Source organism: Pseudoalteromonas sp. PSi26 (assembly GCF_054960575.1).
The window spans coordinates 23,638-49,785 of record NZ_JBHNYT010000023.1; the positions used below are offsets into that span (position 1 = coordinate 23,638).

The window sequence follows — 26,148 nt, forward strand, 5'->3', positions numbered from 1 at the left end:
TTTAAAAACCTCTATGCTTATTACTTTACCTATCACTGAACTTGTTCCCGGCATGTATGTCGATAGCGTAACTAAGCAGCATGAAGGTGTTAATGGAATAAAAATAAAAACCAGTGGTTTGGTTCGTGAAAAATCAATAATAAAACGTTTAGCAACAGAAGGTGTGCTTGAGCTATTAATTGATTTTACTAAAGGCGATGTAGCCATCCCCGCTAAGTACAAGCCAACTTCCAAGTCGCCTGAAAAAAATAAAAATTTAGCGTCTACAAAACTAAGTGGCCAAGCAAATGCAAAGCCTGCCAAGGATAAATCAAACCCCATAAATACACCTGCAAATAAAACGCTTGAGCAAGAGTTTGCTGCAGCCATTGAAGGTTACGAGCGCCATAGTAAAAAATTAAAGTCGCTATATGGAGATATAACCGCAGGCATGGCCGTTAATGTAAAAGTACTTGATGAAATAGCCGGTGAGATAGTTAGCTCAGTTTTTCGAAATACCAACGCTATGACCATACTTACTCGCGTAAAAGACAAGCATAATTATAACTGGCGACATATGATCAATTGTGCCATTTTTACCGCCGTGTTTGCTAAGTACTTAGGTTACAAGCGAGGGGTTGTTCAGCAATTGGCAATGGGCGCATTACTCCATGATTTAGGCCAAGCTAAAATACCACAAGGTATACTATCAAAACCCTCTAAGCTGACCGATATTGAGATGAGTGCGGTAAAAAAGCATGTATCTCAAGGGCTGATATTAGCAAAAGAGGAAGAGGGTGTAACGCCAGTCATGTTGGACATGATAGTAAATCATCATGAACGATTAGATGGCTCTGGTTACCCCAGAGGTGTTGACGAAAAAAAGCTGAGTCGTGCTGCACGTATTATGGCTATTGTTGATGTATATGATGCGATGACGGCTGATAAGCTATACAAAGAAGGCGATGAACCTATTAATGCACTTCGTTACTTATTGGCTAGCAACAAGTTATTTGATGCTGAGTTAGTGCAGCGTTTTATAAAGTGTTTAGGTGTTCATCCTGTGGGAAGTATTGTTAAATTGACTAACGAGCGTTTAGCAATCGTGTTAGAGGGAAATACCCAAAACCCTATAAAGCCAAAAGTTAAATTATTTTACAATGCAAAGCATAATCATCACGTAACGCCTAAAGATATAGATTTGAGTACTGACAACCAAGAGCTTAAAATTTTAGCGAGTGTAAAGCCGATGGATTATCAAATTAACTTATCTCGTTTGTTAAAAGATCATCTGCTCGTTTAGTTTTAGTGCATTGGCGTTTTTGGTTTGCCTGAGCCGATATAAATGCGCCTAAAAAACAACTTCCCATTAGTACCAACCACAACAAAGTGCCAAGCTCTACGTGAAGGGCTAAGCAGCAAAATATGAGCGATACAGCAGCACTTAACATAGCCCCCAACCAGTAACGATTAACAGGATTATCGCATTGCCCGGCCTGTGTGCATGCGCAGTAATTTGCCTTATAAAAGAAAAATACACTGGCTCCGCAAAAAAGAAGACCCACCATAATTAGAACAATCAGCACAGTTTTAACCCTTTGGTTATTTTAAAAAAGAGTTTAAAATGCGGCGTAATTCATGTCAATCTAAATGATAATTAATTACATTTAGAGTAATTACTCTAATAACACATTTCTTGTCCGATGAGTTTTAAATAGTTGTTAAAATGTAGTTAAAAACGTGTTTTTTAGGTGTTTTTGGTGTGATCATGAAGTTTTTTTATAAAAATTAATGTAGTGTAGCCGGGTTTTGAACATAAGTAACAACACACATAGCTACCCAAACAGTGAGTTTGGTTAAGGACACAACAATGAAATTTTCTAAAACGCTTATCGCAGCCTCGCTTGCATTTGTTTCAGCTGACTCTTTTGCAGCTGCGTTTCAACTAGCTGAGCAAAACGCATCAGGTTTAGGCCGTGCCTATGCTGGTGAAGCATCTATCGCAGACGACGCGTCTGTTGTTGCACGTAATCCTGCTTTAATGACTGTATTTAAAGATAAGCAACTAAGTGTTGCTGCTATAGCCGTTGTTCCAGATGTTAGCCTTGAAGGCACTGGTACAAACAATGGCATCGACCCGAATGCATTAGATGACGACAGCATTGCGCCTAGCGCTGTTATTCCAGCAACGTATTTCACTATGCCAGTAAACGACAGAGTATCAGTTGGTTTTGGTGCATTTGCTAACTTTGGTTTAGCAACAAAATTTGATGACGATTACGCGGCAGGTCAAATTGCCGGTGAAACAGAAATTGTAACTGTAAATATGAACGCAAGCGTTGCTTATAAAGTAAGCGAGCAGTTCAGCTTTGGTATTGGCTTAAATGCAATTTATGCAGAAGCTAAAATTATTCGCAAGTTTGGTGCTTCAGCTTTACCAATCCCCGCTTCAACAGATGCAGTAAACCTTGAAGGTGATGATATTGGTTACGGCTTAAATGTTGGTTTAATGTACCAATTAGACGAAAACAGCCGTTTTGGTTTTAACTACCGTACAGAAACTGACATCACGTTTGAAGGTGAATACTCAAACGAGCTTCCTTCTGCATTTATTCCTGGTGGATTAGATGGACAGCTTGAACTTCCAGGTTCGGTTGAAATAACGCTACCTGCTATTGCTGAGTTTTCTGGTTCACATCAGTTAGACGAAAAACTAGGCCTACACTACAGTGTATTGTGGACTGGTTGGAGCAGCTTTGATTCATTAGAAGCGCAAGTAACTGCGCCTACGGGTGATAAGTTTAGCGCATTTGAAAAAACAGAAGATTTCTCTGATGCACTTCGTTACTCAGTAGGTACTGACTACCAGTACAACGAAAACCTATTGTTACGTGCAGGTATTGCGTTTGACGAGTCGCCTGTATCACAACAGCATTTGTCAATATCGATTCCAGACACAGACCGCTTTTGGTTCTCTTTTGGTGGTAACTACATCATCAATAAAAACTCAAACGTTGATTTAGGCGTGAGTATTATTCGTGGTAAAACACAAAACTACACTGAAAAAGATAACTTAGGCTCGCAGTGGTCTTTTGAATCTAAAGGTCATGCTACGCTTATTGGTGCGCAGTACAACTACACGTTTTAATGTAGAAGTGCCTTTAGCTTAATCATTAGGCACAAAAAAGCCGCTCACTTTTATTAAAGTGAGCGGCTTTTTAATGCCTGCTAAATTACTTTAGCAGGTGACTAAAATTATAAGCTTTCAATCTTCGTTTTTTGCTCAAGCAGCTTAGTTTTAGCATCGGTGAATTCAGCTAACTTAGCGTTTTCTTTTGCAAGAACGGCTTCTGGTGCATTGTTTACAAACTTTTCGTTAGCGAGTTTGTTTTGCACTTGCGCTAGGCCTTTCTCTGCTTTTTCAAGTTGCTTGTTGATACGTGCAAGCTCTGCTTCCACATCAATTAAGCCCGCCATTGGGATCATAATTTCAAGGTTGCCAACATAAGAGGTTGCACACGCTGGTGCGTCGTCTTTGTTTTCAAGCATTGTAAACTCTTCAAGCTTAGCCAATGATGCCAAGAATGATTTGTTTTCTTCAATACGGCGCACATCATCGCTTGATGCGTTAGCCAGTAAAACGCTAAGTGGTTTACTTGGGCTAATATCCATTTCACCACGGATATTACGAATTGCTAAAATGAATTGCTTAACCCACTCTAAGTCTTCCATCGCTTTGGCATCAACGCTTGCTTCATTATAAACAGGGAAGCCTTGTACCATAATGCTAGTGCCCGCTGTTTCAAGCCCTGCAAGTGGTGCAACGCGTTGCCAAATAGTTTCTGTGATGTATGGCATCATTGGGTGCATTAAGCGCAGTAGGCTTTCTAGTACTGTAATGAGTGTATTACGTGTACCGCGCTGCTGTGCTTCACTGCCTTTAAATAATACAGGCTTGGTCAACTCTAAGTACCAATCACAGAACTGGTTCCAAGTGAATTCGTAAAGTGTATTAGCGGCTAAATCAAAGCGGTAGTTATCAAGGTGCTCAGTGTACGTTTTAACGGTGGCTTCATATTGGCCTAAAATCCAACGATCAGCTAGCGAGTACTCTTTTTGTGCATCGTTTGCAAAACCACAGTCTTGCTCTTCTGTGTTCATTAATACGTAACGGCTCGCGTTCCATAGTTTATTACAGAAGTTGCGGTAACCTTCAAGGCGGTTCATGTCCCAGTTAATATCACGACCGGTTGATGCCATGGCAGCTAAAGTAAAGCGTAGTGCGTCGGTACCGTGTGCTTCAATACCGTTTGCAAATACTTTGCGGGTATCTTTTTCAATTTTAGCGGCAAGTTTAGGCTGCATCATGTTACCAGTACGCTTTTGTACTAAGTCTTCAAGGCCAATGCCATCAATCATGTCTAGTGGGTCAAGTACGTTACCTTTTGACTTAGACATTTTATCGCCGTTATCGTCACGTATTAGGCCAGTTACATAAACTGTTTTGAATGGCACTTGTGGTTTGCCGTTTTCATCCTTTATAAAGTGCAGCGTCATCATGATCATGCGCGCAACCCAGAAAAAGATAATGTCAAAACCCGTTACCAACACGTCAGACGGGTGGAAGGTTTTTAAATCATCGGTGTTTTCAGGCCAGCCTTGGGTTGAGAACGTCCAAAGCGCAGATGAGAACCAGGTATCAAGTACATCTTCGTCTTGGCTTAGCGCAACGCTATCTGCAATGTTGTTATCGCGGCGTACTTCTGCTTCGTCGCGACCAACAAATACGTTGCCTTCGCTGTCGTACCAAGCAGGGATACGGTGACCCCACCAAAGCTGACGTGATATACACCAATCTTGTACGTCATTCATCCACGAAAAGTACATGTTTTCGTATTGCTTAGGCACAAATTGAATGTCGCCGTTTTTAACTGCATCTTTAGCAGGTTCTGCAAGTGGCGCAACACGTACATACCATTGGTCGGTAAGTAGTGGCTCAATTACTACACCAGAGCGGTCACCGTATGGAACGGTTAGGCTGTGGTCTTCAATTTTTTCAAGTAAGCCTAGTTCTTCAAATTCAGCCACAATCGCTTTACGCGCAGCAAAACGGTCAAGGCCATGAAAACGCTCAGGAATTGGCGCATCAAGCTCAAGCTCTTTGCCGTCAAAGGTGTAAGTTTCACCTTGAGTTAAAATAGCGGCGTCTTTATCGAAAATATTGATCATTGGCATTTTGTGACGCTTGCCAACTTCGTTATCGTTAAAGTCGTGGGCTGGGGTTATTTTTACACAACCTGTGCCTTTATCTTTATCGGCGTGTTCGTCAGCAACAATGGTGATACGACGGTTAACGATAGGTAATAAAATGTCTTTACCAATTAAATCTGTGTAGCGCTCGTCATCTGGGTTTACTGCAACACCTGAGTCGCCTAGCATAGTTTCTGGACGAGTTGTGGCTACTACAATGTAGTCTTTACCGTCTTGTGTTTTAACGCCATCGGCTAGTGGGTAACGTAAGTTCCACATGTGGCCTTGTTTGTCTTTGTTTTCAACTTCAAGGTCTGAAATTGCCGTGTGTAATTTTGGATCCCAGTTTACTAGGCGTTTACCACGGTAAATTAGGTTTTCTTTATGAAGGCGAACAAATACCTCTTTAACCGCTTCAGATAAACCATCGTCCATCGTAAAACGTTCACGGTCCCAATCAACCGATGCGCCAAGGCGGCGTAATTGCTTAGTGATAGTACCGCCCGATTCGTTTTTCCATTCCCAGATTTTATTAATAAAATCTTCACGGCCTAAGTCGTGGCGAGTTTTACCTTCTTCAGCGTGCAGTTTACGCTCAACCAACATTTGCGTTGCAATACCTGCGTGGTCAGTACCTACTTGCCATAATGTGTTGTTACCTTGCATACGCTTAAAACGCGTAAGGGTATCCATTATTGTATCTTGGAAAGCGTGGCCCATGTGTAAGCTCCCCGTGACATTTGGCGGCGGGATCATAATAGAATACGGTACGCCTTGGCCAGATGGCTTAAAGTAGCCTTTTTGTTCCCAGTCTTGATATAGAGACTGTTCAATATCTTGCGGATTGTAGGTTTTATCCATTACACAGAACCTTTAATAAGTACTTAAATTAGTTGGTTAGTTTGCCTGAGTGGCTAGCTATTAATATCTTGCGTGGTGAGATTGGCACCGAGTTGGCGTAGCTTTTTAAAACGCTCGCGGGCTGCTTGTTTAGCAACAGGTTCTACGGGGACAAAATCAAAAACTTGGTTAAATCGGCGAATGTAATCAGGTAGCTGAGTGGCCAAGTTTATTAAAACTTTTCGGTTGCCAACAGGTGGCGTAATACCAATTTCAACAGGGGCTCCGCCTTTAGGGCCTTCACCTTGTAAATTGTGTGGTACAAAACTGTCTGGGTCGAATGCCCAAATAATTTCATCAATGGCACAGGCTGTATCGTTATCGTTTACACAAATAAATACACGTTGCCCATTACGATACTGATCGGCCGCTATTTGTGCAGCCAAAGCAAAATGATCATCAGCCTGGGCTTTAGACTCATCTTGTTGCTTTAGAACGAAAAATTTAGCGTTCATGTTCATTGTATCGGGCTTTCCCATGACATTGAATGTGCACTAGATTAATACACATAAATTAAGAGGCAGATTTTGCCATATAACGGGGTTTGCTTCAATTAATACACAAATAAATAAGGCGCCTAATGGCGCCTTATTTTGAACTAAACAGATAATTAATCGTGTGCTGCTTCGCTTACACCCGCTCTGTTCAATAAATACTGAGTTAGCATAGGAACAGGGCGCCCTGTTGCGCCTTTATTTGCACCACTTCGCCATGCAGTACCCGCCACATCTAAATGCGCCCAATTATATTTTTTGGTAAACTTGGATAAAAAACACGCTGCGGTAATTGTGCCTGCCGCGCGCCCACCTAAGTTAGTAAAATCAGCAAATGGGCTTTCTAGTTGGTCTTGATAATCGTCCCACAGTGGTAGCTGCCATGCACGGTCGCCACTTTGCTCAGATGCTTTCAATAAGTCGTGGGCAAGGGGGTTATGGTTTGCAAGCAAACCTGTTGCATGAGCACCTAATGCAACAATACATGCACCTGTAAGGGTGGCTACATCTATGACGGTATCTGGGTCAAAACGCTCCACGTAGGTTAACGCATCACATAATACTAAACGACCTTCAGCATCGGTATTAAGTACTTCAACCGTTTGCCCCGACATCGTTGTTAAAATATCACCTGGTCGGTAAGCATTTGAACTTGGCATGTTTTCACAACCAGCTAAAATACCTATTACGTTTATAGGTAATTGCATTTGTGCCAAAGCGCGCATTGCACCTATAACACCTGCAGCACCGCCCATATCGTATTTCATTTCATCCATGGCTTCGCCAGGTTTAATTGAAATACCGCCTGAGTCAAAGGTTAAACCTTTACCAACTAACACAATTGGCGCTTGCTCGTCGCTTGCACCTTTGTAGTTAATAACTGACATAACAGATTCGTTATCACTACCACGGCCAACCGCTAAGTACGAGTTCATACCAAGCTCAGCCATTTTTTCTTCGCCAATAATATCAACGGTGATGTTATCAAAATTGGTAGCAAGCTCTTGCGCTTGTTCGGCTAAATACGCTGGGTTACAAATGTTGGGTGGCATGTTGGCAACGTCTTTACACAACTTGCTGCCAGCAGCGATAGCTAAACCGTGCTCAATCGCACTTTCACCAATAGTGAGTTCACGGCGCGTGGGTACGTTAAATACAATTTTACGAAGTGGACGACGCGGGTCTACTTTTTTACTTTTAAGCTGATTAAACGTGTATAAGCAATCTTGCGTTGTTTCTACGGCTTGGCGTACTTTCCAGTAAGTATCTCGGCCTTTTACGTGTTGCTCTGTTAAAAAGCACACCGCTTCCATAGAGCCTGTATCGTTTAAGGTATTTATTGTTTTAGAGATAATTTGTTTGTATTGCTTGTCATCAAGCTCGCGCTCTTTACCGCAACCTACAAGCAAAATACGCTCGCTTAATACGTTAGGGACATGGTGCAATAATAAAACTTGGCCAGGCTTACCCTCTAGGTCGCCACGGCGAAGTAAATTTGAAATGTAACCATCACTGATTTTATCGAGTTGTTCACCAATGGGGGATAACCTGCGTGGTTCGTACACGCCAACGACAATACATGCGCTACGTTGTTTTTCTGGGCTACCACTTTTTACGCTAAATTCCATTGTTGCTCCTGGTTGTGAGTCATTTAAGCTAATAAATAAGACCAAAAATAATATTTTCTAGTCTTAGTAGCTAAGCTTATGTAGAGATAATACTCATTTTAGCTGATTTTTACCGACTCTTACTGTGTAATTGAACTTTATATGCTTAAGGGCTACTAATGCAACATTATATCTTGCACTTAGGTAGGATAATTAATTTTGATGGCTTATAATAATAGCCTATTTGTCGGTATAAACTGTGCAAAATAGCTATTTAACTATTCGACACTCACTATTGTAGTGAAATACTAAGTTTAACAGGGGCGAGCATTGCTTATTTTTCGTTATTTGACCGCTGAGGTTTTAAAATCGCAGGTCGCCGTATTTTTAACTTTAATGACCATTTTTTTATCACAAAAGCTGGTGGTTATTTTAGGTGACGCATCAGAGGGCAGCATTCCTGCTCAATTAGTGCTGTCTATGATTGCGTTAAAGTTACCACAACTTGCCTCGTTAATTCTTCCATTGAGTATATTTTTAGGCATTATTTTAGCGTACAGCCGTATTTACGCCGACAGCGAAATGACGGTATTAAAAGCGTGTGGTGTGAGCGAATGGTATGTAGTGCGTGTAACTTTAATATCAAGCGCAGGCTTGGCGCTTTTGGCTGGCGCATTAACTATGTACCTAGCACCGTGGGCCAGTGAGCAAGAATATCAATTAAAAGAACAAGCTAAAGCTGACGCAGGGCTATCAGCATTAAGAGCCGGTCGTTTCCAAGAAACAGGGAACGAAAAAGCCGTGGTGTTTATTCATAACATTGAAAATGGTGGCAAAGAGCTAAACAAAGTGTTTGTTGCACAGCTACCAAATAGTGATAACGATGAATTAGCTCGACTAGTATACGCAGAGCAAGGCGTGGTAATTGAAGCGCAAAACGGTGAGCAACAATTAGTGTTAACTGATGGAAAACGATACGAAACCGATGGCACAACGGCTGCCTTAAACCTGACCGAGTTCGATGGCTACAGTGTGCAAATTCGCGAACAAGAAATAGAACATCAACGCCGTAAGTTAGAAGCTGTGCCGACTAATCAGTTGCTTGCTATTAATACTCCTGAGTCTATTGCTCAATGGCAGTGGCGTATCGCTATTCCTCTTTCTATTCCGCTGCTTACTTTACTAGCAGTGCCGTTAAGTGTGGTTAATCCTCGCCAAGGTAAATTTGCTAAATTGGTACCCGCTATAAGTTTGTATCTTGGGTATTTTATTTTATTAAATGCCGCTAAATTTGCGATAGAAGATGGCAAAATTCCGCCATCAATTGGGCTTTGGTGGATTCACTTGAGCGCGTTATTTATTGGTGGCTTATTAATTATTAAAGGCCGCCCAATAGGCGCTTTGCTTAAAGCCGTTGTTACTAAGCGGGAGCTAAGCTCATGATGAAAACACTCGACTGGTATTTAGGCCGCAGCATTTTACAAACAACAGGCTTTGCTTTGTTGGTTTTAGTTGGGATCAGCACCTTAATTAAATTTATTGAACAGTTAAAATCGGTAGGGCGTGGTAGTTACGATTTGATTACCGCCATGCTGTATACGTTGTACAGCATTCCTGGTGATTTAGTGGTGTTTTTTCCTATGGCTGCATTGATTGGTGGCTTAACAGGGCTTGGTGCGCTTGCTTCAAATAGTGAACTAGTGGTTATGCAAGCTGCGGGCATGTCGCGGCTTCAAATTATTGGTTCGGTGATGAAAACCGCTATGTTTATGGCCATTTGTATGATGGCGCTTGGCGAATGGGGAGCGCCAGAGGCACAGTTACGTGCAAAAGAAATGCGAAACCAAGCTATACATGGCGGAGATGTGTTTAGCGCACAAAAAGGGGTTTGGGCGAAAGATGGAAATAACTTCATAAACATAGAAGATGTGGATGAAAGCGGTAAGCTTAACGGTTTGCACATGTACTATTTTGATAGCTCGCTTGAACTTACTCAAATTACTAAAGCTAAAGAGGCAATTAGCCGAAAAGATGGGTGGCTTTTACGTGATGTAAACAAAGTTATTATTACGGATGAGTCAATTACGACTGAACTACACCCAGAAGAGTTTTACCCATCGCAACTTACCGCTGAAAAGTTAGGCGTTGTATCTGTAAAGCCAGAATCGCTGTCGTTTACAGGTTTATGGTCGTACTTAAGCTATTTAGAGCAAAACGAGCAAGATACTAGTACTTACGATCTTGCTCTTTGGCGAAAGTTTATGCAACCCGTGTCGGTTGCGGTTATGTTACTGGTTGCATTGTCATTTATATTTGGCCCGTTACGTACTGTAACTATGGGTGCACGTATAATCATGGGAGTGATTACAGGTATTGTGTTTCATTTAACAAACGAGATATTTGGTCCCGTGGTAATGGTTTACCAAATACCTGCCATAATTGGCGCTGTACTGCCTAGTGTTATTTTTATAGGCTTTGCGACCTACTTAATGAATAAACGGGTATAAGCGCTTATATTTAAAAACAAAAAGGGGTGACTATTAGTCACCCCTTTTTGTTTTTAAATGATTATATCATTATGTGTTTATATGCTAGTCGAGCTCACGGTATATGCGTTTGTTTTCTTCTTTTGAAAGAGCAACAACCTCTGTTTTAGATAAGTAATCTTGTAATGCTTTTTTGTTTTTAAAATCAATTAACACGATCAAGTTACCTAAACCAAGTAACGCGCCCAGGCAGCGAATAACGGATTGCGACCAGCTAATTAAATTACCGTCGTTAGTTTGTACTCTTAAACGCCATGCTCGCATGCCAATTGTTTGCCCACTTTTGGTCCAAAAGTAACTAAAAAAGATAACATTAACGCCCACAAATAACGCACTGCGAATGCCATCTAGTAAAGGCGAATTTTCTATAAATGCAGCAGGGTCTTGGCCTTCTGTTTGCTCAATAAGGCCCGTTGAAATTAACACTTGGATTGCAGCAAAGTACAAAATAGCGGTTAACATAGATAACGAAATGACGACTAAAGAGTCGTATATTAGCGATGCAAAACGGCGCCAAAAACCAGCACGTGGAAACTCACCCGACATAAAAATACTCTCACTGTTAATGTGTGGCTAGTTTAGCAAAAAAGCGTAAAAATACTAAGCGCTATAGTATGTTGGTATCATTTAACTTTAGGTTTAAATAATATCTGTATTTTTAAAGTCCTTTATTTGCAAGACGCTTTAATTTTTTTAAATGTTAATAGTTGCCTAAATGTTAAGCGGTTGATCATGCTTATGTAATAAAAGGCTTGCTGCTAACCCTATTGTTTGTATAATGCTTGGCATAGAGACGAAGGCACATAAATAATCCTAAGCTCTAAAGTGGTTTTTCTTTATCTTCTCTTGTTTAGAAGGTTAAAGAAAAATGATGCCAGCGTGATGAAATTGGTAGACATGGGGGATTCAAAATCCCCTTCCGAAAGGAGTGCCGGTTCGAGTCCGGCCGCTGGTACCACTTTTTATAACCTCTGCTAGATTTAGCAGAGGTTTTTTTATGTCTAAAATTTGTGATGACGGACTCGAGCGGCACTCAAGTGCGCTGCTATAAGTTAAGGTCCGGCCGCTGGTACCACTTTTTATAACCTCTGCTAGATTTAGCAGAGGTTTTTTTATGTCTGAAATTTGTGATTACGGACTCGAGCGGCACTCAAGGTGATATTTTAAAATATGATGCATTAAATTTTAAATAGTCATATCGCTTTGCGTGGGCTGTTTTTGTATTAGTTTTGTAAATGAATCAGAAGGCATAGGGCGGTACATAAAAAATCCTTGCGCCATCTCGCACTGCGCCTTTGATACGTAATCAAGCGTTTCTTGATCCTCTATTCCCTCTGCAATAATAGCTAAATCCAAATTATGACCAATATCGATAATACATTTGGCAATGGCAGCGCTTTGTTCATCAGTGATTACATTTTGTAAAAACGATTTGTCTATTTTTAAATAATCGATAGGTAATAACTGTAAATAACTAAAAGAGGAGTAACCTTTACCAAAGTCATCCAGCGCAAATGCAACACCATAGTGCTTTAGCTTATGCATGGTTTTACTCATCTTCTCTTTATTTTCCATAAAAATAGATTCAGTCAACTCAATAATTAATTGATTGCCACTAATTGTTGAATTCGAGATGCTTTCAATAATGTAATCAATAAAGTGCTCATCCTGAAACTCAATAATTGATAAGTTAACTGCAAGTTTTAAAGGCGTTATGTTCTCTTTTTGCCATTGTTCTAATAGCGATATAGCCGAGCTAATAGCAAATTCACCTATTTTTTTTATTAAGCCGGTTGATTCAGCAATAGGAATAAATAAATCGGGCGGTACAGACTCTCCGCTAGCCGTAAACCAGCGCATCAACACTTCAGCCCCCAAAATCTGATTGCAGTCTAAACCTATTTTAGGCTGTAGATATATTTCTAATTCTTGGTTGTTAATCGCTTTACGAAGTTCGCGCTCAATATCCATTTGTTCACGGGCTTGGGCTTCTAATTTCCTATGATAAAAACGGTAGGCATTTTTGCCATTATTTTTGGCATCATACATCGCCATATCGGCGTTACTAAGCAAGGAGTCGGGCGTAATACCATCTTGTGGATACAATGCAATTCCAATGCTTGATGATACATATTGAGGTCGACCATTTATAATAAATTCTTTACTTATTGTCTCTAACAACGCCTCGCACAAGTTTTCAATATTACTTTTAGACTTAACAAGCTCAACAAGAATTACAAACTCATCTCCACCTATTCGTGCAAGTGTGTCTTGCTCTCTTAAACGGTGGTTAATACGCTCTACCATTTTAATTAGTAGTTCGTCCCCGCCCTTATGCCCCTCAGTGTCGTTAACCCGCTTAAAGTTGTCTAAGTCTAAAAAGAGCACTGCGGTCATCGAATCATCACGTCTTGCGAGTGTTAGTGAATGCTCAAGACGGTCCATAAATAATTGACGGTTTGCTAAACCAGTCAGGGCGTCATGGTAGGCTTGAAAATGAATGATTTCTTCATGTTCTTTTTCAACGCTGATATCACGAATACAAAATACACGACCAATAAGTTGGCCATTTTTAAGCTGAGGAAGTGAGCGATAGCTATAATGTTTGTCGTCGATAGATTCAAACTCGCCACTCAAGGCCTGTTTTGAGTCTGCTTTTAATTGCGCGATAATGTCGGCGCTTTTGTTGCCTTTTTTTATTATTGTATCTATTTGGCTAAAGTAATTATATGCGTTTAAATTAAAGCGCTCGAAGAACTCTCTGGCCATTATATTGGCACTCACAACGTTACCTTTTAGGTCTAGCACAGTAACTTGTTCGCCTATAGCGTCAAATGTAGCATTAAGCACGCTAATTGAATGTTCTAATTGTTGCTGTGTATCAGAAAGCTCATTAAGTTGGTTTTTAAGTAAATCATTACGTTCGTTTAATTCGTTAGACGTAATAAATAATGACCGCTCTAAAATATTAATTTCGCGCTCATTCAGTTCATAAGCATCAGATACCCGCGATATAATATCGGCATACTCTTGAACAAAGCTTTCATCCACCTTACTACGTTTTAACTGGCGTGCTAACAGTTTATGCAACTTGTAAACCTCCTAGTCTTCACTTAATAAGGTCAGGGTCATGGTTTGATTGTGTAAATGACACGACCCCAGTGGTACATGAGGCGATAACTCGCCGTAAGAGTAAAAGCCGGTTCTAGTGCAGTTTTCGGGAAGTAAGTCTGCAATTGTTTCAAGCTCTTCTTCAATTAATTGGTCGAGTATTATTCGTCGGCCAACACAGCTCACTAAAAGCGCAAGAGTGGGCTGGTTACTGCCCATCATTTGTATGGCGGCTTCACCCGCTTGTTGTGCTCCATCAATTAGATTTTCGTAGTTTGCGCGCATTAATTGGCATTTAGCCCCTTCAGGAAGATTACCTGCAAAGGTCATGCTTTTTTTATCTTCATCAATACTTAAAATAGTTCTGACTACGGATTGTTCTTCACCAACTTCTTGCATAGATAGCGGGAATAACAAAGCAGAGCTTGGCAGCTCGTCAGCGTATTCACCTAGCATCGTTTTGTACAATTCCAGTGAAGGACTGTGGTCTACTTCATAAAGGGTATTTTTAGTTGATTTGGTAATTTCGCGTATAGGGCCAAACGGCTTCCACCCGCCCATGGTGCCATGGCTAATATTTAACTTTTCGCCATAAAACCCGACAAGAACAACTAAGCCTTTAGTAACGTTATCGTTGTGCCATACTATGGTTTCTTTAAAGCGAGCCTGATCACCCGCTAAGCCACCAGTTACAAGTACGTTTTTAGGTAATGCGCCAGTAATACCCTCAATGAGCTCGCTGCCGTTTATAAGCTGCCCATCAGAAACAACAAACACATAACGTAAGCCTTTACGATCTAATTGATTTACAAGTGCGGCCCCCAAAGAGCTTGAGTCGGCATAGTTACTAATGTTATCTGACTTGGCAACAACGTGACTTTTCTTAAAGTGGACGGCGGTCAGCGCTATGCTTTCGTCGTGTATTTCACTACCTTGAATTTCTCCGCTGGTAGAGCACCCTACAATTTCAGCCTCAGGGAAAGATGATTTTAATTGAGACAACATGTGTGATGTTGCCATGGCATGTCTGTCACCAAAAGCAAATACTAATGCAGCATCAGAATTTTTTGGTAACGGCGTTTGCCATTCACCTTCTTTATAAATAGATTGAAAAGTGTTCATAATTTAAAGGCTTTCCCGTACAACTATGTTATTTATAATATAGATTATAGGGTAAATGAAGGTAAATCCACATTTGTTACGTTTAATTAACGCTCTTTTATAGTGTTTACCATTTTATAAATTAAGTATTTAACCCTTTTAGTTAGATAATTAGGCTTAACGTTTAAAAATTGATTTTTTGCTTAAATACAATGAAATCCAACTTAAATGTTTTAGCGTATAATATAATTAAGTATTATGTTTACAACACGGTTTTAAGAACGTTCACATGACTCAGCTAAGTGCCAAACAAAATATTCAAGCAATTGTTAAAGCGATAAAAGCCGAAGAGGCAGTACTTCGCCAAAAATACCCTTTGCTTGCTCATCAAAATACCATTGGGCTTGTTATATTATTGCTCTCGTTGAGTGCTTTAATTGGTGTTGGGGTTTTGTATTACCTTGCCATAATACCTGCATGGGCTTGTATTATTTTGGCAGCTATGGCGGCTTCGATTTCTCACGAACTTGAACACGATCTCATTCATAAACAGTACTTTAGTAACCAGCCCTTAATCCACAATTTTATGATGTTGACGGTGTGGTTAATGAGGCCAAACACCATTAGCCCATGGTATCGCCGCAAAATGCATTTACATCATCATAAAACATCAGGTACAGAGCAAGATCTGGAAGAGCGCTTAGTGGGTAATGGCATTAAAAATCCATTTATGCGTGCGCTTGTTATTGTGGACGGTTTGCTTGGTTTAGTTATTAATACCAAACGTTTTAGTAAAGAAATTAAAGGGTTTAGTTTTTTAAGTGTGTTTAATGCGGGCTTTCCGATAACAACAACATACTTCATTATTTTGTATAGTGTAATTATATTCCACACAGTTAACTTTTTTGTACCCATTGAAGCAAGCACTCCGGCACTAGCGTTAGAGGTTTTAAATGTGTTTGAATTTATGATGATTGTGTTAATTGTGCCTAATATAGTGCGTTCAAGCTCGCTTAATTTTGTTACCTCAAGCATGCACTATTATGGTGGCGTAAATAATATGCTTGAGCAAACACACGTAATTACAAGCCGTTTGTTTATGCCGTTTCACCTTTTTTGCTTTAACTTTGGTAAAACGCATACTATTCATCACTTTGTACCAAACCAACCTTTTTATCTTCGCCAAATGCTAAGCAAAAAAATACTCGACGTAATGCGCCAGCACAATGTACGGTTTAATGATTTTAACAGTATAAAAAATGCAAATGCTTACGACCCTCAAGCTAGTTAATACGAAAGAAGTCTGAGTTTGATTATTAAAACCAATTGTATGCGCGATTGGTTTTTTTGTTTTAATTACATTTAATATTTAAATTCGGTTTTAGTATCGCAGAGTAAATCTATGTCGTCTGTGCGGTTTAAGGATAGTGTATTTAAAATGGTGTAGGCTATAACTCAACAGCACTTTTCGATAACACTAAATCGGTTGTTGGGCTTCATTAAAATAATAAAGGAAAACAGGATGAAAAAATCACTACTTTCAGTGGCATTAGGTTTTGTTGCACTTGGTACGTTTAACGCAAAGGCAAACCTTGATCAGCATGTTAAAAATGTAGAGCAGCAAGTAATAGAGTGGCGACGCGACTTCCACCAAAACCCAGAGTTGGGTAACCGCGAAACGCGTACCGCAGGTATTGTGGCTAAACATTTAAAGTCGTTGGGCATGCAAGTACAAACCGATATTGCTTACACCGGTGTTGTGGGAATTTTAAAAGGCGCAAAGCCTGGCCCTACTGTAATGCTACGTGCTGATATGGATGCACTGCCTGTAACCGAAAAAACAAATGTTCCCTTTAAATCAACAAAAACAACAAACTATCGCGGTGTAGATGTGGGGGTAATGCATGCCTGTGGGCACGACACGCATGTAGCCATGTTAATGGGCGCAGCACAAGTATTGGCCGATATGAAAAACGAGCTGCACGGTAATATTATGTTTGTATTTCAGCCTGCTGAAGAGGGTGCCCCTATTGGTGAGGAAGGCGGTGCAGAGCTAATGCTTAAAGAAGGTATATTTAAAAAATATAAACCCGACGTGGCATTTGGTCTTCACATAACATCGAGCCTACATACGGGAAAAATTGGATATAGAAGCGGCCCTGCTATGGCCAGTTCTGATAGGTTTGAAATAACGGTTAATGGCCGCCAAGCGCATGGTTCAGCTCCTTGGACAGGTGTAGATCCTATTGCAGCAGCTGCGCAAATAGTAACGGGCGTTAATCATATTGTGAGCCGCCAAGTAAACATAACCAAAGAGCCCGCAATTGTATCGTTTGGCAAAATAGCAGGTGGGGTGCGTAATAATATAATTCCTGAAAAAGTTGAAATGGTAGGTACAATTCGCAATTTTGACATGAATAATAGAGCACAGATTTTTGAAAAAATAAAAACAACGGCCACACATATTGCTAAGTCGTCGGGAGCAACAGCCGATGTACATATTCACGAAGGCTACCCGGTAACGGTTAATAACCCGGCCCTTACTGCGCAAATGCTACCAACCCTTGCAAAAGCGGCGGGTAAAAATAACGTAGTGGAAATGGATAAAATTACCGGTGCAGAAGACTTTTCGTTTTATGCATTAGAAATCCCCAGTGTATTTGTATTTTTAGGTGGTACGCCAAATAGCCAAGATTTAAAAACGGTACCCAGTAATCACTCACCTTATTTTTATGCTGATGAGTCATCATTTAAAGTAGGCACTAAAGTATTGAGCCAGTTAGGGGTCGATTACTTAGAAAGTAAAAAGTAGACTTATAATAATTGAGTTAGTAAAAATCATAAGCTAACTCAATGTATTTTAAGCGCAGTACGTGAAGATGTGTGAAGGCTCTATAGGCCTATGTTAGAGGATTACTATATGAAAATCATAGGAAGCTGTTTTTGTGGCGATATAACTTATGAGGCCACCACACAAAATAATAACGTAGTAGTATGTCATTGCAGTGATTGCCAACGGATGTCGAGTGGACCATTTAGAGCCGTTGTAATTGCAGATCCTAATTCGGTTGATTTTACAAAAGGACAACCGAAAGAGTATGTAAAAACAGCGCAAAGTGGCAATAAGCGAGCGCAAGGTTTTTGTGCAAATTGCGGTACGTCACTTTATGCAACAAATGAGTCTCCTATCGATCGTATATATGGGTTGCGCATAGGGGCGATTGATCAGCGCGATTTGTTTAAACCTTCAATACAAATTTGGACAAAGTTAGCATTGCCTTGGCTTGATGATTTACATCATGTTGATGCATTTGATAGCACCCCAAAGAATTAGTCTTATAAATGCTTTAAACCTCATTCCTGCAGTAAATAAAGCGACTTATACGTATATAAGCCGCTTTATTTTAATAGCTTTATTTACCAAGTATACGATGCCGATAACATGGCATTGCGTGGTTTACCCGGAAAATATCTATCGCCTGTAAAACTGGTGTAATCAGCTCGCTCAGCATACGCTTTATTGGTCACATTTATAATACGAGCCATAACTTCAAGATTTTTTGTTGCTTGCCACTGGGCGCGTAAGCTAAGAACCGAATGGCCTTCGTATTCATTCAAGTTCTCAGGGTCTGTGAAGTAATGGCCAACATGATGCCATTGAAGTGCAAATTGGGTGTTGTTACGTGCTTGCCATGTAATATCAATATTAGCAATGTTGCGTGGTGCGGTATCTATGTAGTTGCCATTTATGTTTAGGCCGTTAATAACTTGGTTGTTAGTGTAACTATGTTTGGCATGTGTACCTGCAAAGTTAACCGACACGTTATTGGGTAATTGATAATTAAGCTCAAGTTCAACCCCTCGATGCCGAGAGCTGCCATCATTTACAGTAAAAAAGTCGCTATCACGATAAATAGTATTGTGTTTACTCATAGCATATACAGATAAGCCGTAATTAAATGTATTGTATAATCCTTTTATACCAAACTCAGCGTTGTTAGCTATTTCTGGGTTTAAATTAGCGGTGGTTTGCTCGCGTTGTAATTGATATAACTCAGCAGCTTGTGGCGCTCGGTAACCGCGAGAAAAGTTAGCGTAAAACGTGTTATTAGTGTTGAACTGGTAACTTATTCCAAGTTTAGGTGAGGCATTACTAAAGCTATTTTTAGTGCTGGCAGGACGACTGTATCGGCATCCACCAAACCCACACTCGCTGCCGTCTTCTTTTGTTCTGCCCGCAAGCATATTATTTGTGTAGTCATACTGCATGTGCTCGTAACGCACCCCTGCGGTTATCAGCCATTTATTTAATTGCCAATCTAGTGATGCAAATGGTGCATAAAGGGTCGCATTAACATCGTAATCATAATGCTTACCCTGTGGCACGGTAGCCACTAAAAATGCTGATCCTTGCGTTGCCTCATTTTGACTTTGTAAAAAGTCGGCCTGGGTGTACTCGCCATCTAAGCCTAAGTTTATAGTTACGTTATTATTTATAGGGTGCTGATAAAGCGATTGAATTCCAATACCAGTTTGACTGTTTTTTTCAAGCGGCGTGCCAGGCAAAAAGTGCTTAAAAAAGTCCATGTTTTGGTCGCGCATATACACAGTGGTAGAAAGCACATCGTTATTGGCTAATTGCCATGTTGCATTACTCCATGCGCGCAAGGAGGTTGCCATTCTATATGCCTCAGGGTCAAAGTTTTGCTGTGCTATATCTTTATTTTTATAGCTTTCGAACCCTGTAATAAAACCAGCCGTTTGCTGATCTAAATGTGTGTAGGTGATACCCGACGTAAGCAGTACGTTATCACGCTCTAAACGATGACGAATGTTTACTTTTTGCTGTTTAACACTTTCATCATCACGATACCCGGTGTCGTCAGTAATGCTAGCGTTTATGCCAATACCACTGTTGCCATAGTCTTTTCCTGCGCGTAATTTAACGCGTGCGTAACCGTATGAGCCATAATCTAAACCCAATAAACCGCCACCCTGTGTGGTATCGGGCGTTATTACGTTAATAACACCATGCACAGCGTTAGAGCCATAAAGCGCAGAGCCCGGGCCCTTTAATACTTCAATACGCTTTGCCATTTCGCTATGCGCTTCAAATAATTCGTTTATATTACAAAAGCCCGCAGCCCGAAGGGCAATACCATCTTCTAAAGTTAACACACCACCACATGCGCCGGCACCTGATAAAACCGGGGAGCGAAGCGCAGGTAAATATTCTTGGCCATTGCCGCGTTGTATATTAGCGCCAGCAACGCGTTGTAGGGATTCTTCAATATGAGTAGGTGCAATACTATTAAGTTGCGCCTCGGTTAATGTAGAGATCGACAATGGAAGGGGTGTAGAAAGTGCTTCTACCCTTGATGCTGTAGTGGTAATAACTTCAATTGAGTCTGTGCTTTTCTGATCAGCAAAAACAGCTTGGCTAAACGGCAAAATGAGCGGCAAACAATAATATTTCATACATACCTAAAACGTTGTGAAAATAGCTTAGGTTGATGATATGTGGTTTTTGTATGCATTTAAACTTGTTGCGTTAAAGCACATACTAACGCTAACCAATTAGCGGTCATTAAAGCGTTTAATTTGCTCATTAATTATGTTTATGTCGACGACACCTGGTTTAAATGCAATATAAACAGGCAAGCTAGATTCATCAAACTGGCGAGCATAAATGCCTGTATTATTTTTAGCAAACCAAAGACCAGCCTGATAATTAGTTATTACATAATCGACGCGTTTTTTTTCTAATAATTTAAAAGAATCGGATGTTGAAAGTGAATGTATTATATTTTTAGGCAATATTTTGTATTTATCGGCTATTTCATTAGGTAAGGCAACGCCTCGGAGCATAGCTATTCTAGTGCTAGAAAAGTCTTTGTTATTTAGGGTACTTTTATCTAAAGCAAATAGTCCAAACTTGGTAACATGTGTAGGGTGCTGAGTAAACTCTAAATGTTTTTCGCGTAGTGTATTTGTTGCCAAGGAAAAATAACAGTCGTAATAGTTTAGGATCATTTCTTTTTTTACACGTGCCCAGGGTAAGTGTATTACTTTAATGTTTAAACCTAAGCTTTGCTTTAAGTAATTTATCAGATCAATGTCTGAGCCTGTAAATGTGTTATTTTGCTCGTCGAAAATAGTATAAGGCGGGTAGTGAGTTGTAACGCAGCGCAATGTTTTAGCTGGCTCAGCAAGGGCTAACGATGACGTCGTTAAAGCGAAGATTAATAAAATAAAGCGCATAACTATCAAATCCATTTTCTTTTAAGTATATATCCTATTTTTTAATTTTAAAGTGACTCATGAAATTGATGATCTATGCGTTTTTTTAACGCGTATATTAACATTTTTGGAAGGCATTATGTTTGACGCAGAGCAGCAATCACGCATCATAGAAATGGCATGGGAAGACAGAACGCCCTTCGAAGCCATTGAGCAGTTATACGGATTAAAGTACCCTCAGCTCGTTGTTTTTATGCGAGATCATATTTCTAAAGGGAGCTTTAAAGTATGGCGCAAACGCCATGCGGGGCGTAAAACCAAGCACTTAAAACTTCGCGACCCAGCAATTATGCGCAGCCACTGTAAAACTCAGTACAAACACCGTTAACACCGTAAGTTTAAATTTAAGCGCTATTTCATTGGATGTTCATCCTAGCTTGTTAGTCTTAGATGACTATTAGCATTGGAGATATCCATGAAAGCAGTTATTTATACCGCACTCATCACACTTGCGCTGGCATCAGTTGGTGCACAGGCTAAACCAAACAAAGATAATTATGGTCAGCACCAAGGTAAAAAGGTTGGCCATAAAAAACACAAGCATCATGATAATAACTCTCTTTCTAAAAAAGAGAAAAAGCAGCTTATTCGTGCAGGGTGGACCCCACCGGGTAAAAGTAAGCGTTACCATACCGGTGACATTTTAGAAGTTGATATATACAAACGTGGTAGAGTTGTTGAACGTTCGAGAAATAATGGTACTGTAAGTATTGAAATCGACCGTAAAATTATTCACTTAGTACACGACACGCGAGAAATCTTATCAATTTTGAACCGTTAATATAAAGGGATTTAAGTAATGCTTACATTGTTGGCTGTAACTACTGGCTTTTTTTTACTGGTAACTTTACTACCCATGTCATACAGCCAGCACTATCTGGTTAGAAGTTGCGATTTTGTTCGTTTACAAGTGTTTTATATTGCTGGTTTTATATTTGTTAGTTCACTATTTTTGTTATGGCTAAATAGTGATACGCACTATATTTATATTACGCTCGCATCTGTAATTATTATGGTTTTACAAGGTAAGTGGATCTTTCCTTATACTTGGCTTGCAAAAAAAGAAGTACAAAGCGCGAGCAAAAACAGCGAGCACAGTATAAGAATTATGTCGGCTAATGTGCTAATGTCAAACCACAATAGTGAGCAACTAATAGCGTTGGTGAATCAGCATAAACCTGACTTACTTATTACACTTGAAAGCGATAGCTGGTGGGAAGAAAAGCTATCGGTCCTTAAAAAAGATTACCCTCATTATATTGAATGCCCTAAAGACAATCGTTATGGCATGCACTTATACAGCAAATTTAAATTACTCGATGCGCAAATATGTGAGCTCATTGAAGATGATATTCCTTCAATTCATATTTTATTTGAAAACGACGAAGGCCTTGAAATGCAGGGGCACTTTATTCACCCAGCACCACCAAGCCCAACTGAAGAAGATTCATCGCGCCCACGCGACTCAGAACTAATAATGGTTGCCAAAGCAGTTAAAAACCCAACTCGTCCAACAATCGTAGCGGGCGATTTAAACGATGTAGCATGGTCGCGCAGTACGCGATTATTTATGCAAATAAGTGGCTTTTTAGATCCTCGTAAAGGTCGCGGCTTTTATAACACATTCCACGCGGGTTACTTTTTTATGCGCTGGCCGCTCGACCACCTATTTCATAGCCAGGGTTTTAAGGTTAAGCGTATTGAGCGCTTAGCTAAATATGGCTCAGACCACTTTGCGCTGCTTACCGAGCTTTCTTATGAAAATGCCAGTCAGCAGTCATTAGAGGACAAACCCGACAAGTTAAAGCAAGAAGAAGTAGCAGAACTTACCATGAGCAAAGCCGATAAGCGAAAAGTCCCCAGGTTTGAAAAATAGTAATTGTTATTAGGTTGTGTAGGTCGGATAAGCGAAGCGCCAACGACTAAGCATTAACAGATAAATATCTAGCGCCTCGGCAACCTCCTTTGACATGACATCGTATCGTAAGCTTAGTTCGACTGCTTTTATTTTGAAATTAACGGGGTAAAACCATGTTTTTCTAGGTTGGGTTTATCTAGGCATTTTAGCCTCCTCAAAGTAATGAGGAGGTGTCCACTAAAACGGGTGAGGGGCATTGTTCTTTTGAGTGCCTTGCATCTCTTTATTACGCCAAGTCTTCTTTTTTGGTTGAAACAGCCAATAGTGATATTGAAGCGGCATAAGTAGAAAAGAAAGCGATATACGCCACACACAAACCGACTAAGCCGAAAACATTGGTTTCAATTGATATGTCATAAATTAAATATGCTGATATTGGTAATGAGATAATTGAAAAAGCTTTACCGCGAGAAAGGATCACTAGCTTATTTTTAATATAAGGAATTGCAAGGATCAATACTGGAATCAATAATAGCCCAGCAAATAAGATATCGATTTTAACTTCTGAATTCATTTAATGCTCCAATTCGTTTAAAAATATAACGCTTCATCAAGAAGCGGTCTAGGCTTGCTAAACTTATGTGACGAAGGAACTCGCTCAAGCCGTGACGAGTCTTTCTTCAGTGACTTGTTATATTTATGTCACTCTAATACTTTATCTAAGTAAGGTTCGATTTCAGCACTTTCATCATTAGCGTTCTTAATCCCAAGAATGAGTATGGAAAGAGCAAACCAGCCAATAGCGAAACCAAAATTAAAAAGTATTAAGAAGACTAAAGCTGGTATTCCGCACCAAAGAAACATAATTAGCAATCGGCGAGAAATATTTATAGGTTTGTCTTCTCTGAATTGTTTAACTGCGCTATTTACGATCTCCATTTTTTCACTTTGCTTGAGACCTTTTAATCTTTTGTCATCATATAAATTAAAATAAAACCTCCTTGTAAATATAACACCCCAAGAAGGGGCAATAACAGGCGGGCTAGAATACGGAACGAAGTGACGGGAGCCCACGTGTTATTGTCCCGCTTACTTGGTTTGTTATAAAGCAAACTCCCCAACTGTGACCGTGTTTATTAGAGGGTTTTCATCCAAGACCGGAATTCCAACTAACACATCATTGTCTGTATGCTCGGTAGCGCCTTGAGCATAAATAGCACAAATTTTTTCTTGCTCTACTTCGTTTAAACTTTCCCACCACTCTGGTGATATATAAATATTTTCAACCATTGCGAAGGTGAAAATAGAAAGTGAGTTTGACACAGAACCTGTCTGAAGGAGTTGGTTAACAAATTTTAAATTGCTTGTTGAATGCTCTTTCAACCACGACAAGACAATGTACCCTTTGTTTTCAGATGCAAAAGAGTTAATGAATACATAGTCTGGTATATCATTGGGATCATTAGATATCGTTTGAAGCAGTTCACCATCGAAACCAACCGTATACCCTAGTACCGCACTGGTCATGACCCTCGGAGGTAGTTCAAGTTCCACGACTAAGTGATGTAAGTCATCAAAGACAGCAGCCGTAAACATGCGATCAAGCTTCTGTTTTAGGTACCGCAGGTCTCCCATTGTAAGATCATTATTTGAACCATAGTATTTAGCCATTTGTTGTATCATGACTTGTTCACTAAGAGATTTGCCTTTATCTAACTCTTGAGCAAAGCTAAATGTATTTGCAGCGCTCTCTTTTACAAAAAGTTCTCGGCATAAAGATCGATATGCCACGAGGAAACAATGGTATGGACTTTTATCAAACGCATTGTCTTCAATCGGAGCAAAAATGTGTTTGTCGTGAGTTGAGCAAAAACCAGTAAATACTGAGGCTTGGTTAATACCTACTTTCTTTGGATAGACTCTTTTAGATATAGAGAAGTCATGATTTGTTTTGAAGGTAGTGTAAACATGTCCATCTGCTGCTATAGCTTTTAGGGAGGAGCTTTTTGATACTGAATGCGCTTTGATGATTTTCTTTGTACATTCAGATTTCATCGATTCTGGCACGCTACAGAGCTTTTTTGAGTTGAAGCTATTCATTTCTTTCATTATCGTGCCTTTATCTACAGGAGCTTGTTTATCACGCCCTAAATGACAACGTTTGTATTTTTTCCTTGAGCCGCACCAACATGGCTCATTTCTTCCAAGTTTCACTGATGCTCCTCTGCTTTATAACTTTTAAATAAGGGGCGCATACAAGTGGGGCATAATGGCGAAGCCGCCCCGCATGTATGCGTCCCAGCGAACGAAGTGAGTGACTTAATTTTTTTGTTATGTGCCACGCTTATTTAATACACCATGATTCTAATTGCTTCTTATTTCTTATAATTTTAGGGTGCATTGTGCACAGCAATTCCACTTCTGATACGGTGTAATTCGTTTCTGAGGCTAAATAGGTAGTAGGAAGAAACTTGCAATTGTGTTTTTCTAAACCAGTTTCCAGAGTTTTGAAAACTTTCGGAGCCTTACAAAAGCGACGGTTAATCCACTTAAAAAGTGAAACACACATCAATACAGCCACGCCAGCAACGAATGCACCGATGACAGAGTTGTTACTAAGCGTATTTACAAATTCCATTTTTATCCATTACCTTTAAGATAGATTAACAATCAATTCCTTGCTTTCCACCCTGACACTTTGGGCATTTACGTTGGAAAATATCTGTGCCGTTCGCGCCATAAATATTACCGCAACCCGGTGATAAACATTCCATCTTGTATGAGACGGAATTATGATCCGAGCCTTTTAAGCCACGAGTACCATGATTTTTTTGATTATTCGAATTGATGTAACCAATTTGTGTTGTTTTAGCTGTTCCACTAACCCACATTATTCAAATTCCTCTCTGGCACATAACGCCTCATTCAGAGGCAATAAAATAGTTGGGTAAAATAAGCGAGGCTCGAGCAAAAACCAACTGTTTTTTGTCCTGCTGAAATGA

At 40.0% G+C, this 26,148-nt stretch carries 23 protein-coding genes and 1 tRNA gene; 11 read left to right on the forward strand and 13 right to left on the reverse strand.

Going from position 1 to position 26,148, the window contains the following annotated elements; genetic code table 11:
- Positions 1 to 13 precede the first annotated feature (13 nt).
- Positions 14 to 1,282: an HD-GYP domain-containing protein gene (locus tag ACFI34_RS17995; RefSeq protein WP_462674478.1), complete on the forward strand. Its 1,269-nt coding sequence runs from the start codon at positions 14 to 16 to the stop codon at positions 1,280 to 1,282.
- Here the strand turns inward: ACFI34_RS17995 and ACFI34_RS18000 are convergent.
- Entirely contained in the window at positions 1,242 to 1,565 is a 324-nt protein-coding gene (locus ACFI34_RS18000) for a hypothetical protein (protein WP_462674479.1), read from the reverse strand. The two genes, ACFI34_RS17995 and ACFI34_RS18000, sit on opposite strands and share 41 nt — an antisense overlap.
- 284 nt (positions 1,566 to 1,849) lie before the next feature.
- On the opposite strand from ACFI34_RS18000, the gene ACFI34_RS18005 reads away from it, so the two are divergent.
- Positions 1,850 to 3,127, forward strand: coding sequence for an outer membrane protein transport protein (locus ACFI34_RS18005; RefSeq protein ID WP_462674480.1), 1,278 nt, complete (start codon positions 1,850 to 1,852; stop codon positions 3,125 to 3,127).
- Between the two features lie 107 nt (positions 3,128 to 3,234).
- Here ACFI34_RS18005 and ACFI34_RS18010 read toward each other — a convergent pair whose 3' ends face one another.
- The 3 genes from ACFI34_RS18010 to pepA all read right to left on the reverse strand — a co-directional run bounded on the left by ACFI34_RS18010 (position 3,235) and on the right by pepA (position 8,251).
- Positions 3,235 to 6,090 carry a valine--tRNA ligase gene (locus tag ACFI34_RS18010; RefSeq protein WP_462674481.1) on the reverse strand — a complete coding sequence of 952 codons (2,856 nt, stop codon included), beginning with the start codon at positions 6,088 to 6,090 and terminating at the stop codon, positions 3,235 to 3,237.
- Between the two features lie 53 nt (positions 6,091 to 6,143).
- The gene (locus ACFI34_RS18015) at positions 6,144 to 6,590 is read right to left on the reverse strand and encodes a DNA polymerase III subunit chi (protein ID WP_006793705.1); all 447 of its coding nucleotides are present in this window, start codon (positions 6,588 to 6,590) and stop codon (positions 6,144 to 6,146) included.
- 149 nt (positions 6,591 to 6,739) lie between these two features.
- On the reverse strand, positions 6,740 to 8,251 hold the full coding sequence (gene pepA / locus ACFI34_RS18020; RefSeq protein ID WP_462674482.1) for a leucyl aminopeptidase: 1,512 nt from the start codon (positions 8,249 to 8,251) through the stop codon (positions 6,740 to 6,742).
- Positions 8,252 to 8,560: 309 nt separating this feature from the next.
- Between pepA and lptF the strand changes: the two genes are divergently transcribed.
- Both lptF and lptG read left to right on the forward strand, forming a co-directional pair.
- On the forward strand, positions 8,561 to 9,673 hold the full coding sequence (gene lptF / locus ACFI34_RS18025; RefSeq protein ID WP_058405109.1) for an LPS export ABC transporter permease LptF: 1,113 nt from the start codon (positions 8,561 to 8,563) through the stop codon (positions 9,671 to 9,673).
- Positions 9,670 to 10,737: an LPS export ABC transporter permease LptG gene (lptG, locus tag ACFI34_RS18030; RefSeq protein WP_462674483.1), complete on the forward strand. Its 1,068-nt coding sequence runs from the start codon at positions 9,670 to 9,672 to the stop codon at positions 10,735 to 10,737. Before lptF ends, lptG begins: the two co-directional genes overlap by 4 nt.
- A gap of 84 nt (positions 10,738 to 10,821) precedes the next feature.
- Here lptG and ACFI34_RS18035 read toward each other — a convergent pair whose 3' ends face one another.
- Positions 10,822 to 11,322 carry an RDD family protein gene (locus ACFI34_RS18035; protein WP_462674484.1) on the reverse strand — a complete coding sequence of 167 codons (501 nt, stop codon included), beginning with the start codon at positions 11,320 to 11,322 and terminating at the stop codon, positions 10,822 to 10,824.
- 327 nt (positions 11,323 to 11,649) lie between these two features.
- On the opposite strand from ACFI34_RS18035, the gene ACFI34_RS18040 reads away from it, so the two are divergent.
- Positions 11,650 to 11,734 (forward strand) — tRNA-Leu (locus ACFI34_RS18040).
- Positions 11,735 to 11,961: 227 nt separating this feature from the next.
- On the opposite strand, the gene ACFI34_RS18045 is transcribed toward ACFI34_RS18040, so the two are convergent.
- Entirely contained in the window at positions 11,962 to 13,866 is a 1,905-nt protein-coding gene (locus tag ACFI34_RS18045; RefSeq protein WP_462674485.1) for a putative bifunctional diguanylate cyclase/phosphodiesterase, read from the reverse strand.
- A 12-nt stretch (positions 13,867 to 13,878) separates the two neighbouring features.
- Entirely contained in the window at positions 13,879 to 15,009 is a 1,131-nt protein-coding gene (locus tag ACFI34_RS18050) for an FIST signal transduction protein (protein WP_462674486.1), read from the reverse strand.
- 268 nt (positions 15,010 to 15,277) lie between these two features.
- On the opposite strand from ACFI34_RS18050, the gene ACFI34_RS18055 reads away from it, so the two are divergent.
- The 3 genes from ACFI34_RS18055 (at position 15,278) to ACFI34_RS18065 (ending at position 18,322) form a co-directional block, all read left to right on the forward strand.
- Positions 15,278 to 16,279 (forward strand): fatty acid desaturase, encoded by a 1,002-nt coding sequence (locus tag ACFI34_RS18055; protein WP_462674487.1) that lies wholly within the window; start codon positions 15,278 to 15,280, stop codon positions 16,277 to 16,279.
- 231 nt (positions 16,280 to 16,510) lie between these two features.
- The gene (locus ACFI34_RS18060; RefSeq protein ID WP_462674488.1) at positions 16,511 to 17,800 is read left to right on the forward strand and encodes a M20 family metallopeptidase; all 1,290 of its coding nucleotides are present in this window, start codon (positions 16,511 to 16,513) and stop codon (positions 17,798 to 17,800) included.
- 108 nt (positions 17,801 to 17,908) lie between these two features.
- Positions 17,909 to 18,322, forward strand: coding sequence for a GFA family protein (locus ACFI34_RS18065; protein ID WP_462674489.1), 414 nt, complete (start codon positions 17,909 to 17,911; stop codon positions 18,320 to 18,322).
- Positions 18,323 to 18,405: 83 nt separating this feature from the next.
- Here the strand turns inward: ACFI34_RS18065 and ACFI34_RS18070 are convergent, their stop codons facing one another.
- Together ACFI34_RS18070 and ACFI34_RS18075 are read right to left on the reverse strand one after the other, a co-directional pair.
- Positions 18,406 to 20,466 (reverse strand): TonB-dependent receptor, encoded by a 2,061-nt coding sequence (locus tag ACFI34_RS18070; RefSeq protein ID WP_462674490.1) that lies wholly within the window; start codon positions 20,464 to 20,466, stop codon positions 18,406 to 18,408.
- Between the two features lie 99 nt (positions 20,467 to 20,565).
- Entirely contained in the window at positions 20,566 to 21,249 is a 684-nt protein-coding gene (locus tag ACFI34_RS18075; RefSeq protein ID WP_462674491.1) for a substrate-binding periplasmic protein, read from the reverse strand.
- Positions 21,250 to 21,367: 118 nt separating this feature from the next.
- Between ACFI34_RS18075 and ACFI34_RS18080 the strand changes: the two genes are divergently transcribed.
- The 3 genes from ACFI34_RS18080 to ACFI34_RS18090 all read left to right on the forward strand — a co-directional run bounded on the left by ACFI34_RS18080 (position 21,368) and on the right by ACFI34_RS18090 (position 23,164).
- Positions 21,368 to 21,616: a TIGR03643 family protein gene (locus tag ACFI34_RS18080; protein WP_058404228.1), complete on the forward strand. Its 249-nt coding sequence runs from the start codon at positions 21,368 to 21,370 to the stop codon at positions 21,614 to 21,616.
- 87 nt (positions 21,617 to 21,703) lie between these two features.
- Positions 21,704 to 22,069 carry a hypothetical protein gene (locus ACFI34_RS18085; RefSeq protein WP_462674492.1) on the forward strand — a complete coding sequence of 122 codons (366 nt, stop codon included), beginning with the start codon at positions 21,704 to 21,706 and terminating at the stop codon, positions 22,067 to 22,069.
- Positions 22,070 to 22,087: 18 nt separating this feature from the next.
- Positions 22,088 to 23,164 carry an endonuclease/exonuclease/phosphatase family protein gene (locus ACFI34_RS18090; protein ID WP_462674493.1) on the forward strand — a complete coding sequence of 359 codons (1,077 nt, stop codon included), beginning with the start codon at positions 22,088 to 22,090 and terminating at the stop codon, positions 23,162 to 23,164.
- 268 nt (positions 23,165 to 23,432) lie between these two features.
- Here the strand turns inward: ACFI34_RS18090 and ACFI34_RS18095 are convergent, their stop codons facing one another.
- The 4 genes from ACFI34_RS18095 to ACFI34_RS18110 all read right to left on the reverse strand — a co-directional run bounded on the left by ACFI34_RS18095 (position 23,433) and on the right by ACFI34_RS18110 (position 25,784).
- On the reverse strand, positions 23,433 to 23,720 hold the full coding sequence (locus tag ACFI34_RS18095) for a hypothetical protein (RefSeq protein ID WP_462674494.1): 288 nt from the start codon (positions 23,718 to 23,720) through the stop codon (positions 23,433 to 23,435).
- 128 nt (positions 23,721 to 23,848) lie between these two features.
- Positions 23,849 to 24,220 carry a hypothetical protein gene (locus ACFI34_RS18100; RefSeq protein WP_462674495.1) on the reverse strand — a complete coding sequence of 124 codons (372 nt, stop codon included), beginning with the start codon at positions 24,218 to 24,220 and terminating at the stop codon, positions 23,849 to 23,851.
- 27 nt (positions 24,221 to 24,247) lie between these two features.
- Complete coding sequence (locus tag ACFI34_RS18105) at positions 24,248 to 25,360, reverse strand: YecA family protein (RefSeq protein ID WP_462674496.1); 1,113 nt, start codon at positions 25,358 to 25,360, stop codon at positions 24,248 to 24,250.
- Positions 25,361 to 25,490: 130 nt separating this feature from the next.
- Positions 25,491 to 25,784 (reverse strand): hypothetical protein, encoded by a 294-nt coding sequence (locus tag ACFI34_RS18110; RefSeq protein WP_462674497.1) that lies wholly within the window; start codon positions 25,782 to 25,784, stop codon positions 25,491 to 25,493.
- Positions 25,785 to 26,148: the final 364 nt, after the last annotated feature.